Origin of the sequence: Mesorhizobium sp. WSM3862 (assembly GCF_002294985.1) — a bacterium.
In the GTDB taxonomy this organism is placed as follows: domain Bacteria; phylum Pseudomonadota; class Alphaproteobacteria; order Rhizobiales; family Rhizobiaceae; genus Mesorhizobium.
Window position 1 is genome coordinate 162,671 of record NZ_NSGE01000002.1, and the last position, 15,578, is coordinate 178,248.

General features: G+C 59.4%; 6 protein-coding genes and 1 pseudogene. All 7 read left to right on the top strand.

Going from position 1 to position 15,578, the window contains the following annotated elements:
- Positions 1–830 precede the first annotated feature (830 nt).
- Positions 831–3,050, top strand: a complete 2,220-nt coding sequence (locus CK224_RS31835; protein WP_245425743.1) for a TerB N-terminal domain-containing protein — start codon at positions 831–833, stop codon at positions 3,048–3,050.
- Entirely contained in the window at positions 3,047–4,369 is a 1,323-nt protein-coding gene (locus CK224_RS05175; protein WP_095781025.1) for an ATP-binding protein, read from the top strand. The genes CK224_RS31835 and CK224_RS05175 overlap by 4 nt, the downstream gene beginning before the upstream one ends.
- Positions 4,350–6,608, top strand: a complete 2,259-nt coding sequence (locus CK224_RS05180) for a DEAD/DEAH box helicase (protein ID WP_095781440.1) — start codon at positions 4,350–4,352, stop codon at positions 6,606–6,608. The genes CK224_RS05175 and CK224_RS05180 overlap by 20 nt, the downstream gene beginning before the upstream one ends.
- 108 nt (positions 6,609–6,716) lie before the next feature.
- Positions 6,717–7,055: pseudogene (locus CK224_RS05185) on the top strand (nucleotidyltransferase); the annotation flags it as partial.
- A gap of 432 nt (positions 7,056–7,487) precedes the next feature.
- The gene (locus CK224_RS05190; RefSeq protein ID WP_141245780.1) at positions 7,488–10,484 is read left to right on the top strand and encodes a TrlF family AAA-like ATPase; all 2,997 of its coding nucleotides are present in this window, start codon (positions 7,488–7,490) and stop codon (positions 10,482–10,484) included.
- A 300-nt stretch (positions 10,485–10,784) separates the two neighbouring features.
- Positions 10,785–12,044 carry a DNA repair exonuclease gene (locus CK224_RS05195; protein WP_095781441.1) on the top strand — a complete coding sequence of 420 codons (1,260 nt, stop codon included), beginning with the start codon at positions 10,785–10,787 and terminating at the stop codon, positions 12,042–12,044.
- On the top strand, positions 12,041–15,511 hold the full coding sequence (locus CK224_RS05200) for an AAA family ATPase (protein ID WP_095781027.1): 3,471 nt from the start codon (positions 12,041–12,043) through the stop codon (positions 15,509–15,511). The genes CK224_RS05195 and CK224_RS05200 overlap by 4 nt, the downstream gene beginning before the upstream one ends.
- Positions 15,512–15,578 lie beyond the last annotated feature (67 nt).

The window sequence follows — 15,578 nt, forward strand, 5'->3', positions numbered from 1 at the left end:
CAGCGAGATCCGAAAGTAAGGGCAGCGAACCTGATCGCAGTCTCAACCGGTCGACCAGAACCAACAGGCACCTCTTGGTTCGGAACGAGCCCATCGTTCCAGCCAGCATTGCCGCTGAAAGGCAGCCAGTCGAACAAACGCCAGTCCTGTCACCGGATATCGCGGCTTCTCTGACGGCACATAATAGAGCTGTCCACGATTTCATCCGTCAGAGAGGAGCAATCCAACGGCCCAAATCAAGGGCCAATCCTTCAGCCAGGCAGCCGGCCGCTCCCGCAAAAACGAGTTGGCAAAGCACAGAGGCCACCAAGGTCACCCCGGTAACGACAACAAACAAGGGTTCGCTCGCATCGCATAATGCTCAGATAGCGGAATCCATTCGACAACGCGGTCCTGTTCTCATTCCCCCTACGGCCGCAACGGATCAGACGCAGCCGTCGGGTTCCGAAAGCAAGGACAGCCAACTTGATAGCGGTCTCGACCAATCGGCCAGAAGCAACAGGCACCTCTTGGTTCGGAACGGTCCGATCGTTCCAGCCAACATTGCTGCTGGAAGGCAGCCCGTCGAACAAAAGCCGGTCCTGCCGCCAGATATTGCGGCTTCTCTTGCGGTACATAACGCCGCCGTCCACGATTTCATCAAACAAAGAGGTGCACTCCAACCGTCCAAATCAGGGGCCAACCCTTCAGCAAGGCAGTCGGCCGCTCCCGCAAAAGCGGGTTGGCGAGGCATAGAGGCAACCAAGGTCGCCCCGGCAGTGAGAGCATCCGAAGGATCGCTCGCATCGCATAATGCTCAGGTTTCGGATTTCATTCGGCAACGCGGCCCTATGCTTGTTCCCAACACGGCCGGGTCGGACCAGCCGCGGTGGTTCGACCGGCTACCCGCCGTGCGAGCGAGCCCCGCCGCGCGCCAGTCGGCACATTGGATTCCTCCGAATACAGCAGCAATGGTGGGAAGCCATGACATTCCCGCGGGCATGATCTATTTAGGCGAGCACCTGCCGAGGCAGGGCAGTTCAACCGACCCGGAGAACTGCCTGATCGACCCGAGATTGACCGTGGGCGCTCACGGCGATCCGCTGGGTCAGACGATGGGCTACTGGCCGTCCTACTCGAGCATTTCGCCCGCGGCGCGAAAATCCTATCTGGACTGGCTTGCCGGATCGCGATCCGATCCCGACGCCTATATCGGATACGTGTTCCTCTACTTCTACGGTCTCGAACGCCGCCTCATGTTGGAGGAAAGCCCACCCGACGCTGATGGTGTCGTTGCCGAGGTTTGCCGGCTATTGCAGGTGTATGGAGGGAATGGCTCGTTCAAGCGCTATGCTGGTGAGTTGCTTTCGGCTTACCAGCTAAAATCGGCTCAGTTGCCGGAAAAGTTTGATCTGGAGGTCCAGGAAAATAGCTACGAGATCCCGATAATGCTGAAGGTCGCCCTCGGGATGAGGGTGCGCAGCGGAGAGGCGATCGAGCCGGACCTTTTGTTGGCTTACGTCCTTGCCGACCCCGAAACGAGGGTGCGAACGCCGGCGCGACGGGCACAGACTCTCTTGCGAGAGCTGTTCGCGGAAGCGGTGGAGAAGCAGCATCCAAATGGCGTGCGCGTTCCGGCCGCCGGAGTGCGGAAACTGAAGGTCAACTACCGTGCCTGCAGCGGAACGTTCGATCTTGCAATTCGCCCCTTTGGCGGAGACCTGCCGGACATCACAAACCGCAGCGAACCGATAGGCGGTGCACGCCGCATCTTCGACGACTGCACGGATCGGCTCGACGACTATAGCCGCATGCTCGGGCGTTCGGAGGGACTGAAGCCTAGCCTTGCGGCTGTGGCTCAGCTGCCCTTGGGTTTGCGCGTGAAGAATTGTGAAACGCTCGCTGGCAGCCCGTTGAGGCGGCTCCAGGAACTGGCGAGTAATGACGCCCTAATATCAATTCAGAAACTGGCTGAATTGGCTGGGATGGATCCCGACAAAATTGCCGCGCGAGCGAAACAGAAAGAACTTTCCGCAATTCTGGGAGCCTTTGGCTATGCTCATACCGCCGCACCTTCCTTTTCCCTGAAGTCCGCAAAACCAGACGAACTGGCGATGGTTTTTGTCCTAGAACGCGAAGCTGACGCTGATCCCGAACCGAGCCAGCATTACCGGCCCATGCAACTGTCAATCATGCTCGGCATGGTGATCGCCTTCGCCGATGGTCTGCTCCACCCCTTGGAGGAACGCAGGCTCTTCGACAAGGTCGATGGAGCGCCCGGCCTGTCGAGGGACGAACGCGTACGCCTCAAAGCCGAGATCAAAGTCTGCGCCGCCGACGCCAGCCGCGTCGTGGATTGGACCAAACGTATAGGAGACGTGCCAGGGGACCGCCGCGAAGATCTTGCCGATGAATTGGTGGCAATCGCTGCGGCAGATGGAACCCTTCACGCACGAGAAGTGTCGAAGCTCGACAAACTGTTCAGGCTGATGGATCTCGACGAAGCCTCCCTCTATTCTCGCCTGCATGGCAGTGTTGCGCCGCAGACCAGGCGGGGTGACGGAAATGACGATCTTCCCCTGGTTATTCCCGCCGGAATTCAGCCGCCCGGCATTCCCGTGTCGCCGGCGTCTCCTAGAGCGCCTGCGACGCGCGTCGACATCTCGCGTCTCGAAGCGATCCGACGCGAAACCCGGAGCACGTCCAGCGTCCTTGCCGATATCTTTGTGGACGAAGCAGAGCCGCCGATCGAGCTTCAGTCCGCGACCGAGGAAATCGAGACGTCCAATGGGGATGCGCGCTTCGACGGGCTGGAGCGACGCTATGGTTGGCTCCTGTCGCAACTGATCGAACAGAGAACCTGGACAGCTTCCGATTTCGAGCGTTTGGTCCGCGGTGCCGATCTGATGCCGGGTGCGGCGAAGCAAGCACTAAACGATTGGTCGCTCGACCGCTTCGACGAACTGGTCTTGGACGGCCAGGACCCTGTCATCGTCAACGCCAGCCTGTTTTCCGAGGCTACTGCCCAGTCTCCGTCGCTTACCGTCTCTGTCGAAGGAATGTCAGCATGACGACAAAAGCCCCACCTATCAAACCAAGAGATCGAGACACCATTATCAGCGCCTTGCGTGCCGGTGTCGTGCCGCGCATCGGTCTCCAGCATATTCAGGTGGGTCGCCAGCGCGAGATCGAAGCGCTGATCCAGGACATCGAGCGGATTGGCAACGGCGGGTCGAGTATCCGTCTCGTCATCGGCGCCTATGGTGCCGGCAAGACCTTCTTCCTGTTTCTCATCAGGCAAATCGCACTTCAGCGCAAGCTTGCCGTCTGCCAGGCCGACCTTTCTCCGGATCGCCGCATCCACGCCACCGGCGGGCAGGCGCGTACGCTCTATGCCGAGCTCGCCACCAGTCTTGCGACCCGCACGGCACCAGACGGAGGCGCGCTCAGAAACATTCTGGAGAGCTACATACAAAAAGCATCCGAACGCGCTTCCTCAAGCGGGACGACTATTGAAATCGCCATCAAGGAACGCCTCGGCGATCTTCGCGAGATGGTCGGAGGCTATGATTTCGCAACCGTCATCGTTGCCTATGCGCGGGGCTACGAGGAAGGAAACAGCAATTTGCAGGACGCCGCGCTGCGTTGGTTGCGCGGCGAATACACGACCAAGACCGAGGCGCGAGGCGATCTGGGCGTGCGTACCATCATCGACGACGCGTCCTTCTATGATGGCTTGAGACTGCTCGCCCGTTTTACACGGCTCGCTGGTTTCGGCGGCCTGTTGGTCTGCCTCGACGAACTCGTCAATCTCTACAAGCTGCAGAGCGCCCAGGCCCGCAAACAGAATTACGAGCAGATCCTGCGCATCTTCAACGATGTCCTGCAGGGCACGACGCAGGGTATCGGTTTCATTCTGGGCGGCACACCGGAATTCCTGCTCGACACGCGGCGCGGCCTTTACTCCTACGAGGCCTTGCAGTCCCGCCTTGCTGGGAACAGTTTTGCCGGCAATGGCCTGGCCGACTATTCCGGTCCGGTGGTCAACCTGCCGAACCTGACCCCGGAGGAACTCTACCATCTTCTGGAGCGACTGCGCGACGTCTTCGCGGCCGGCGATCAGGAAAAATGGCTGGTTCCGGACGAGGCACTCCACGCCTTCATGGACCATTGCGCCAACCGGATCGGCGAGGCTTATTTTCGGACCCCGCGCAACACGGTGATAGCCTTCGTCGATCTGCTCGCGATTCTCCAGCAAAACCCCGGTACAGATTGGAAAGACATGCTCGGCGCAGTGGACGTGGCGGAAGATCGAGGCGGTGCAGGCGACCAGCCCATCGACGACGTCGAAGGGGGAGCGGACGACGAGCTTGCAGCCCTCCGCATTTGACAAGCTTTCCGAGCCCGTCAGGCGGTGGATTTGGCAGCGGAAATGGCCGTCGCTACGGGATGTCCAGGAAAAGGCTATTCCGGCCATCCTCGCGGGCGGCGATGTCGTGATTTCCGCGCGCACTGCCGCCGGCAAGACCGAAGCCGCCTTCCTGCCATTGTTGACCCGGCATGCCGAACACGCGGGGAGCGCCGACGGGTTCGCCATCCTCTATGTCAGTCCGCTAAAGGCGCTGATCAACGATCAGCACCGGCGGCTGGAAAGCCTGTGCGAAGGCAGCGGCGTACTCCTGCACAAATGGCATGGCGACGTGTCGGCGGACGCCAAAACCCGTGCACGAAAACGACCTTCGGGTATCGTGCTGATCACTCCGGAATCGCTTGAGGCGTTGCTCGTCCGCAGAGGCGCTGAGGTAGCGCAGATGTTTTCGCGCCTCGATGCGGTGGTCATCGATGAGTTGCATGCCTTCATCGGCACCGAGCGCGGTATGCAGTTGCAGTCGATCCTCAACAGGATCGAGGTAGCGACCGCGCGAGACCGCATCGATCGAATTGGGCTTTCAGCAACACTCGGTGACATGAGCCTGGCTGCCGAGGCGCTGCGGCCCGGCAAAGGGGCCAGCGTCACGATCGTGGAAGGCAAAGACGAGGGGAACGGGGTCCGTTTGCAGATCCGGGGTTATCTGCTGGACGGCACCGCCCCAGGCGATCTCACGGCCACCACAGACGATAGCGATCCGCCGGGAAAGCCGACCGAACCTTTTGAACAATCGACAGTGCCAGCGGCGCTTGCGGCCGACTTGTTTCGTCTGCTGCGCGGCCAGAGCAATCTGCTGTTTGCTGGATCTCGCGCCAATGTCGAGGTTTATGCCGACATGCTGCGTTCGATGTGCGACGAAGCGAGCTTTCCAAATGAGTTCTTCCCGCATCATGGCAATCTCGCAAGGGCCATGCGCGAGGAGGTCGAAGCGCGGCTTCGAGACGATCCGCGCCCGACTACGGCGGTCGCGACCACCACCCTGGAACTCGGAATGGACATTGGCGAGGTGGAGACTATCGCGCAGATCGGACCGGGCTTTTCGGTCGCGTCACTTCGCCAGCGCCTCGGCCGATCCGGCCGCAGGGCCGGAAAGCCTGCAACGCTGCGTATGTTCGTCATCGAGCCTCCCATTGGTGAGGGACGACACCCAATTGACCGGCTTCGCCTGGATCTGGTTCAGTCGATTGCGATGGTTGAGTGCCTGAGAGCGGGATGGTGTGAGCCGCCATTGCCAGCTGGGCTACATCTTTCAACGCTCCTCCATCAAGTGATGGCACTGATCGTGCAGACCGGGGGCGTAAGCCCGACGGTCGCCTGGAAACTGTTGTGCGAGCGCGGCCCCTTCCGGGCCGTGGACAAGACGCTGTTTGCCGAATTGCTTCGGTGCATGGCCATGCCTGAAAACCAGTTGCTTGAGCAGTCGCCGGAAGGCTTGCTCATGATCGGAGAGACCGGGGAAAAGATCACGGAATCGTACGAATTCTATGCTGTTTTCGCCACGGAACGGGAATATCGGATCATTCACGATGCACGCACGCTCGGCACCTATCCGCTGAGCTCTCCCCTTGCACGTGGCGAAACGATCATTTTTGCGGGGCGCCGCTGGCAAGTCATCGAAATTGATGATCGCGCTCGGGCTATCATGGTAAAGCCGACACGGGCTGGAAAGCCACCGCATTTCAATGGCAAGGGGGCGGCCATCCACGATCACGTGGTGGCATCGATGCGCGCGGTTCTCGCATCCGATGAGGCCTACCCCTATCTCGATCCTGCCGCGAAGCTACTGCTGGATGAAACGCGCAGTTCGCACCTGGACCTGCAACTGGATCGCCGTTCAATCATTGCGCATGGGGAGGGGGTCCTGATTTTCCCCTGGGTCGGAACCAGGAAGCTGCAGACCCTAACCCTGGCATTGCTGGCCCGCGAGTTCAAAGCATCGCATTTCGGGCATGCCATTGAGCTTCAGGAATGCGAGGCAGCGAAGGTTATGGAAGCTCTGCAGGATATAGCTGGCTCGCCGGCACCAGACGGGCAAGAACTTGCTGCACGACTAGCACAGCCCGCATTGGCTAAGTTCGACACGTTCCTGAGCGATCACTTGATGACATTGGTCACGATGGTGGAAAGAATCAGCGCCAAGGACTTGCCCCTGATCGCCGCCAACGCGCTGGGAAATCATACGACGCATGAAGTCGCATGACCGCCGGGATCGGTTGCTCGCACTCGCCTCTGGCAGCCTTTCGTACATGTCCGAGCGTGCTATAACGGGCACGTCGACTCGCACCTGCGCTCACCAGACTTGACCAGGATGAAAACCAGCATCGATCATTTGCCAGAGCACAAGGAGGAACTGGCCCGCGTGATCGAAATTCTGCATGCCGAATTCGAGGACGCGCTGGCGGAAAGCAGCGCGGACTGGAAGAAGAGCGGCCGCATCCTGTTCGGGTCCTATGCCTGCGGCGACTGGGTCGACGAGCCCCTGACGATGAAGGGCAACCGCAGCGATTTCGATCTGCTGGTCGTCGTCAACAACAACAAGCTCTCCGACTTCGCATACTGGTACAAGGCGAAGGATCGGCTTGACCGCGATCGAGCCATCAAGACGCCGACCAGCTTCATCGTGCACAGTCGCCGCTTCGTGAACACGGCATGCGCCTGGCGCATAGAGGACGCGTCGGCGATTGGAACAGGTCTGCTGTGCGTCAACTGGCGACGCTCGGCGCAGACAATCAAACGTCTTGTTCTGGGCCGAAAGCTGGATTTCAGCTATCGGAGCCGAATGTCACCCCGTCAATCGGCTTTTTTTGCGGCAGTTGGAAAGCACAAGAACACGCGTAGGAACCTCGTTGACCTGAATAGTCAGCGGCGGCTGCATGCCCGCCTTTTGTTTCCAGAACCGTCTTTTATCTTTCGGCGACAGGCGGCGACTTGTGCTATAAGTTCATGAGAACACGCCTTGATTGATTCATTCATCCGACTAGATTGTGCCGGCGCTTTCATCTAGGCGCAGATTCGTGATCCTGCCGACGATAGGCATGGCTTCTCCGGATCAGAAACCCCGTCACCTGGAGTGCTTCGGATGAGTGTGTCCTCGACGCCGCGTGCTGCCAAACTAGAGGCTCATCGAGGGTCGCAGTGGCTTAAGTGGGATCTGCATTTACACGCGCCCGGTACGAAGCTTTCTTGCGGATATGGCAAACCTGACGACGCGACGTGGAAACGCTTCGTGGATATTCTCGAACAATCCGAGGTCCACGCCTTTGGCATAACGGACTATTTTTCATTCGATGGCTACCTGAACACCGTCAAATGGTATAGCCAATTGCATCCGGACTCGACCAAGCTAGTGATCCCGAACCTGGAGCTGCGTTTGACCGAGACGGTCAGCATCGACGGCAAAAACGTCAACACACATGTTCTGGTTGACCCGGCTGTCGCGACGGCCGAAGCTTTGAGCAAGTTCCTCAACGACCTCGAAACGCACATATCCGTTGCTGGAAGACGGTTACGCTGCAGCGAACTGACGTCTGCGAATTACGCTGCGGCCACCGTCAGCATACATGATGTTAAGGACTCGCTAAAAGGATGCTTCGCGCCGGAGCAATACATTATCGTCACCGCCGCCGGAAACGATGGCCTGCGCGGAACCGCCAAAAATTCCCAGCGTAGCAAATCCATTTCCGATGAACTCGACAGGATCAGTAGCGCCTTCTTTGGGAAGTCGAACAGCACGGCGTTCTTCCTGAGCGACTCTCGGTACGAGGACGGGTCGAAGTCGGAGCCTAAGCCCATCTATGACGCCAGCGACGCTCATTCCTTCGAGGACCTTGGACGTTTGACAGGTGACGAACCGAGCTATCAATCGACCTGGATCAAGGCCAATCTGACTTTCCGAGGTCTCCGTCAGACGATCTTCGAACCGGAACATCGCGTCTTTGTCGGAGACCGTCCAACCGTTCTCGTCCGGCTCGAGCGTGAGGCCACGCAGTTCATCGACAGGCTGGAGATCAATCCACTCGCCAAGTATACCGGTCATAACGGCACTTGGTTTCGGAACGTCGAAATTCCGTTCAACCCTGAGCTGACTGCCATAATCGGGAACAAGGGAAGCGGCAAAAGCGCTGTCGCGGATATCGTGGCGCTGCTCGGAAATACTCGCCAAGCGAAATATTTCTCGTTTCTAACCGACAGCCAGACGAACAGGAAATTCAAGCGGCCCGGGTTCGCCGAGAATTTTTCGGGTCGTCTCGTATGGAAGAGTGGGAGCGTTGTAGAGCGGACTCTAAACGATGATGTCGATGAACTTTCGCCGGAGGCGGTCAAATACCTGCCACAGAACTACTTCGAGAGCCTGACGAACGAAATCGAAGTGCAGGCGCTGCGTCGGGAAATCGAAGACGTCGTATTTTCGCACGTCGACATCAGCGACAAGATGGACGCCAAGAGCTTCCACGATCTCGAAGAACGCAAGACGTTGAACAGTCGACAGGAAGCTAGCCAGATCAAAACGAATCTGCGCGAACTCAACATCAGGATTCTCGAACTCGAGGACCAGAGCGAACCTGTATTCAAGACCAAACTGCAGGCGGAACTAGGGGTCCTTCAGAAGCAGGTGTCTGCACTAGAAGCGTCGAAGCCTCCAGAGGAAGCTGCCCCGGCTGCTCAGAGTGCGGAACAGGAGGCGGCGACAGAAGAAATCGCGTCACAAACCCGGTTGCTGGACGACCTTGCCGCGCGTGAAAAGAGCGCAGTCACGCAGCTCGGTCGGCACAAGACTACCTTGCAAGATGCCAGCGAATTCAAGGACGCCGTAAATGCCCTGAAAAGCCGTGTGCAAGGCGACAAGGAGGTTTTCAAAACCAAGTATAGCGGTCTCGGCTTCGATGTTGATCAGGTCATCAGTCTTACCGTTAACCTCGAAGAGGTCACGAAGAAGATTGAGGCTGTGCACGAAGAAATCGCGGCGATTGAACGCGAGAGCGCCATGGTTTTCGATTCAAAGACCGATCTTTCCAAAGTCGCCAGCGTACCCGACTTGCGTGCTGCGCAGAAATATATTGCCGATCGCATCGCCGAGACACGCGCCGCTCTCTCGGCACCTCAACAGCGCTATCAAAGGTATGTGCAGGCCGTCCGCGAGATATCCGAGAAGATCAGCGATATCGTCGGTCAAAAGGCCTCGCCGAAATTAGGGACGATCTCGGAACTGGAGGCCCGCATTGCCAGGATCGACAACGATCTGCCGGGTGAGTTGTCCAAGGCGTTGGAAGACCGTAAGGCGCTGTGCTTGGCCCTCTTCGAAAGCAAGCACAAGATAAGAGCGTTCTACGAGGGATTGAAAACCAAGGTTGAGTCGCGGCTCACCGCGGTGAGTACCGGGGACTTCAAGGTGTCGATCGACGCGTCTTTTGTACCTTCTCCCAAGTTCGGTGATGAATTTTTCAACCATCTATACCAAAACGTGAGCGGCCCCTTCCGTGGAGTCGCGGAAGGGGCGCGCGCCCTTCAACAGAAGCTATCGATAGTCGACTGGAACTCCTTCGAAAGCATCTTCGCCTTTGTGGACGATGTGGTCGGATCGATGAAATCGGGTGGCATCAGACGGCAAACCAAAGACGTCAAGAAATTCTACGACTTCCTTTATTCCCTCGAATACTTCGAACCCCGGTACGAGTTGAGACTGGGAGGCAAAGACCTGAACCAGCTTTCCCCCGGAGAGAAGGGGCTTCTCCTGCTGGTCTTCTACCTGCACCTGGATACAGACAGCTCGCCCCTCATCATCGACCAACCCGAAGACAATCTCGACAACGACAGCATATTCGCGGTACTCGCAAGGTGTATTCGCGACGCGAAGAAAACCCGGCAGGTCATATTGGTGACGCATAACCCAAATCTCGCGATCGGAGCCGACGCCGAACAAATCATCTATGTCCGGTTGGACAAGGTGAACGGTTACAGGTTCAGCTATGATTCCGGCGCGATCGAAAACCCAAATACCAATGGTCACATCGTAAGGGTGCTCGAAGGTTCGCGGCCAGCCTTCATACAACGCCGGCTCAAGTATCAGATCACCTGATGGCGGGATATTGCGGCGTTGCTTGTTTTGTAACGTCCGCTCTTAGTTGATTTCGTCGCCGGTTTGGGTTGGCGCGCGAGCAGGTGCGCAACTCTACTTGACGCTATAGCCTGACGGGCACATTGAGGAAGGTCCAGGAACGCCGGTATGTCCGTCGCTTCCTGTATAGCTCGCAATGTCGTCGTGGGCAATTTCTAACCGTTGAGGATCGGCGGCAAAATCAGCCAAAACCATCTATCGCGAAATTCATCTATCGAGCAGCGGTCGAACACCCGTATGTTTGTGATCGGAGACTGCTCAATGGCATTTCGATTCGTACACACCGCTGATATCCATCTCGACTCGCCACTGCGTTCGCTGGCGATGCGAAACCCCGACCTTGCCGAACTCGTCGGCGACGCCAGCCGCCAGGCATTGATTTCCATAGTTGACCTCTGCCTGGCGGAGCGTGTCGATGCGCTGGTCATTGCCGGCGATCTCTATGATGGCGACCAGACGTCGATGAAAACCGCCCGCTTCCTGGCGTCGCAGATGACACGGCTGCACCAGGCCGGCATCAGGGTCTTGAAGATCCGTGGCAATCATGACGCAATGTCGCGGATATCGAAACAGCTGGTATTCCCGGACACGGTAACGATCTTCGGCGGCCGTCCCCAGTCAGTGCTGCAGACAGCGGGCGGGCTCGACGTCATGTTTCATGGCTTGAGCTTTGCTAGCCCCAAGGCGCCGGAAAGTCTGCTCCCCAAGTATTCAGCTCCGCGTGAAGGTGCGGTCAATGTCGGCATCATGCATACGAGCCTGGCCGGATCGCCCGGCCACGACGTCTATGCCCCCTGCAGCATCGCTGACCTGCACAGCCATGGCTTCGACTACTGGGCGCTTGGGCACATCCATGTCCGCCAAGTCCACGCCGGGGCGAGCACCGTGGTGATGCCAGGAATTCCGCAGGGCAGGGACATCAACGAGGCCGGCGGGAAATCCGTCACCCTGGTGACGATACGAGACGACCGCACCGTCGAGATCGAGGAAAGACTAACCAGTATCGTGCAATTCGAGCGGGTGAGCGTCGACGTGACCGAAACGGTGGAATGGTCCGAAGTCGTCGGGCGAGTCCGCTCCGCGCTCGAAGATGTGCGCGCCTCCGTCAGCTCCCGCCATGCCGTGGTCCGTCTCGGCGTGACCGGGGCGTCACCTTTATCCTGGGCACTGATCCGTGACCGCGACCTGCTGCTCGCAGAAGCTGAGCAGGTCGCGGAACAGACGGGGGACACCTGGGTGGAGAAGCTCGAGCTTAACGTTTCTCCATCCGCACCCGAAACATCCGAGGGCGTCGCTGATCCGATTTTCGAACTCGCTCAATCCATGCACGCCGATGCCAGCTCGGACGCCTTCCGTGCTGAGGCGAGAGCGTTTGTCGAGAAGATGGTCGCCGATCTTCCGGCCGCCGGGCGCGATTTCGCCGGTAAGGACGAGGCTGGGCTGGAGTTGTTCCTCGACAGGGTGCTCGCCAGCGGCGCTGACCTGGTCACGGCCCGCCTCAAGGTCGGCGGGTCACAATGAGGCTCCGGCGACTTGATCTCATCCGCTATGGCAAGTTCACCGACAGGACGATCGACTTCGGGCCGAAACCGGAATCCGGTCCCGACCTGCATATCGTGTTCGGCCTGAACGAGGCCGGCAAGTCGACCGCGCTTTCCGGCTATCTCGACCTGCTGTTTGGCATCGAGGAACGCAGCCGCTACAATTTCCTGCACGAGTACAGCGCGATGCGCATCGGCGGGGTGCTCGAACTCGGCGGCGCGGAGCACACGTTCACACGCACGAAGCAGCGCACCAACTCATTGTTGAACACGACTGGCCAACCGGTCAGCGAAATGGCGATATCAGCACATCTCGCGGGGCTGTCTCGCGACGCATACGAGACCATGTTTTCGTTGGACGACGAAACGCTGGAAGCAGGTGGAAAATCAATCCTGGAATCGCGCGGCGACCTGGGCAAGCTGCTGTTTACGGCCAGCGCCGGCCTCGGGCACGCAAGTGATACATTGAGCGTACTCGAGGCCGAAGCGGACACGCTCTATCGCAAGCAGGCACACGGAACCGAGCTTGCGCTGCTCAAGAAGCGGCTTGCGGAACTGAAGGCCGGTAAGGACGCGATCGACACCTTGGCGTCGACTTATGAGAGCCTTGAAGCCGAGCGTCTCGACGCGACAGAAAAATACGACCGCAGCATCGCCGAACGGTCGGTGCTGTCGGCTGGGCTCGATACCATCGCGAAGTATCTTCGCGCGATCCCGATCCTTGCCGATATCCGACGTAAGGAAGCCCAACTGGCCGACTTGCCTGAGATCGCATCACCGTCACGGACCTGGACGGGCAGTGTCGCCGACATGATCGAGACCGACGCCAGTCTGAGAACGCGGCTGTCCGCGAGCGTGGACGAGCTCGAGCGGGTTACGACGAAAATCGGCTCGGTCGATGTGGACGCGGTGATCCTTGCGATTTCCGAACGGGTTCGCGGCCTGGCTGACCGCAAGGTGCGCCACGTCTCAGCCGGCTTGGACTTGCCAAGTCGCAGGACGGAGCTGCAAATCCTCGACAATGCAGTGGCAAGTTGCCTTGCCGCCCTTGGAAGGTCCTCCGAGCCGGACCCTGCCAAACTGCTTTTGCCTGCTGCAACCGTTGGTGCCGTTCGCACCATGGTCGAGCAGCGATCCGGGATCGTTACCAGCGTGCGCGTCGCGCGCGACGAGGCCGCGGCAGCCGCTGATGCGCTTCAGGCGGCACGCGAGCGGGTCGGCGAAGAACGGGCCGTGCCCGAGCCCGCCAGGGCAAGGCTGGCCTCGGCATTGTCGACGGCAAAGGCCAGTGGCCACCTAAGGGAAATCAAGGCGGCACGCGAGGCCGTGGATGCCGGCGCAATTCGATGGGAGGCCGCGATCGCGCGCTTGCATCCCTGGTCGGGAGATGCTCAGGCATTGGCCAGGATCGCCATTCCGAATGCTGGACAGCTTGGCGCATGGAAGGCGCTTGCAGCAGAGCTCGGGAAGAGCAGGGGCGTCGTTTCCGAACGTCTTGCCGAGCACCAGGGCAATCACGACTTGCTTTCGGTGCGGCTGGATGCCCTTCGCGCCTCGGTCGATGTCACCGACGATGAAGCCGCCGCCGTCATTCGTCGCGCCCGGGACGAGGCCTGGGCACGGCATCGCGATGATCTCACTGGGGACACGGCGGACGAGTTCGCGGCAGCACTGGCTCGAGATGACAGTGTCGGAGCAGGCCGTCTGGCCAACGCGCGGGAGCTCGTTGAGATTCGCACGGCAAGCCGCAGCCTCGCTGAAACCGCTGCCACCATCGCGCATGCGCGCGACCAACTTGCACGCAACAGCTCGGACCGGGAGGCCATACTCTCGGAAATTCGCGCAGCGGTAAGAGAGCTATTCGGAGGGTGCCTGGAAATTTCCTCCGAACGGCTGATTGAGCTGATCGAGAATCGCATTGCTGGCCGGATCGAAGCGCTCGCGGCCTGGGATGAGATCGAGCTTGCCCGCAAGAAAGCCGAGCGGGCGGTTGATGAGAGAGACCAAATACGCCTGGAGCTGAGTGGGGCTCTGGCGAGTGTCGGCGTCGGTTCAGATCCCGCCGACAGCCTTGAGACGGTCATGGCCGTGGCAGAGTTGTTCCTTGACAGGCAATTCAAGGTGGACGCTGAGCGTACCGAGACGCTCAAAACGGTTAGCACACGGCAAGAGGATCTGGCCGCCAGGCGGCGAGCCGTCGACGTGGCAGAGCGACGTGAGGACGAATGGCTGGCCGGCGTTGCCGAAGCGCTCAAGGGCACCTGGCTCGAGAGCGGCATATCGGCGGCCGGCGTCGGCAGCGTCCTCGATCAAATGGCTGAACTGTCCAAGAGTCTTCAAGACCTGGACGCCATGCAGCTCCGCATCGAGAAGATGGAGGCGGACAGAGACAATTTCCTGGTCGAGGTCAATGCCGTTGCAGCCGAGGCGGGCGAGGTGGCCGACAACGAAGAACCGGAACAGCTAGCGATCCGGCTTGCCGAGCGCCTGGAGCGCGCCGAACGCACGCGCGAGGCGAAGGCAAATCTCGTCAATGACCTGCAGCGCCTGCAGGAAGCGCGTGAGATCCTCGATGCTGAAATTTCGGCACATGAGCGCAGCAAGAACGAGGTCCTGAGCGTCTTTGGCGTATCCACCCTATCCGAAGTCGTGCAACGAGACGAACTCCTGCGCGACAGGGATCGCCTGCGCGCTGCGGTCGCCGAACTCGAGGAGCAGGTGTCGGCCGAGCTCGCGGTGGAAGGGTTCGAGCAGGCGCGTTCGATATTGGATGTTCTCGATCTGAATAGCCTGGCCATCGAGAAGGCTGAAGGCGAGCAACGGCTTCGGGATCTTGACGAAGCGATACAGCAACAACTCATTCGGCAGACGCGAGCGGCCGACAAGCTGGACGATATCGGCGGCGACAGCGCTGTTGCCCGCATAGATGCCGAACGGCGCACCGTCCTTCTGGAGATCGAAGAAAAGGCCATCCGCTACATCGAGCTGAAACTGGGCGTCATGGCCGCCGGGAACGCTCTGCGCGTCTATCGGGAGCGCCATCGCTCCGGAATGATGGCGCGGGCATCCGACGCTTTCGCGCTTATGACGCGTGGCCAGTACTCAGGCCTGACAACCCAACCGGTCAAGGGTGGCGAAGTGCTCATCGCATTACAGCGCGACGGGCAGTCCAAGGTCGCGGACGCGTTGTCGAAGGGCGCGCGTTTTCAGCTCTACCTGGCACTCAGGCTTGCGGGATACTACGAGTTCGCCCAGCTTCGACCCTCGGTGCCATTCATCGCCGATGATATCATGGAAACCTTCGACCATGTCCGGTCAGAGGAGGTTTTCCGGTTGTTTGGAGAGATGGCGAGTGCCGGTCAGGTAATCTACCTCACGCATCATCAGCACCTGTGCGAGATCGCCAAGACTGTTGTGCCGGGCGTAGCGATCCATGAGCTCGGATGAGGTTGGACTTTACTTGATGCGTTGCTGACATACCATGCTGTTCGATGTTTGCCCCTTAGCTATTCTA

Excerpts from the sequence above, each read along its gene's own strand:
- CK224_RS31835 (WP_245425743.1), top strand. The coding sequence starts at position 831 with ATGCTTGTTCCCAACACGGCCGGGTCGGACCAGCCGCGGTGGTTCGAC.
- CK224_RS05175 (WP_095781025.1), top strand. The coding sequence starts at position 3,047 with ATGACGACAAAAGCCCCACCTATCAAACCAAGAGATCGAGACACCATT.
- CK224_RS05190 (WP_141245780.1), top strand. The coding sequence starts at position 7,488 with ATGAGTGTGTCCTCGACGCCGCGTGCTGCCAAACTAGAGGCTCATCGA.
- CK224_RS05195 (WP_095781441.1), top strand. The coding sequence starts at position 10,785 with ATGGCATTTCGATTCGTACACACCGCTGATATCCATCTCGACTCGCCA.
- CK224_RS05200 (WP_095781027.1), top strand. The coding sequence starts at position 12,041 with ATGAGGCTCCGGCGACTTGATCTCATCCGCTATGGCAAGTTCACCGAC.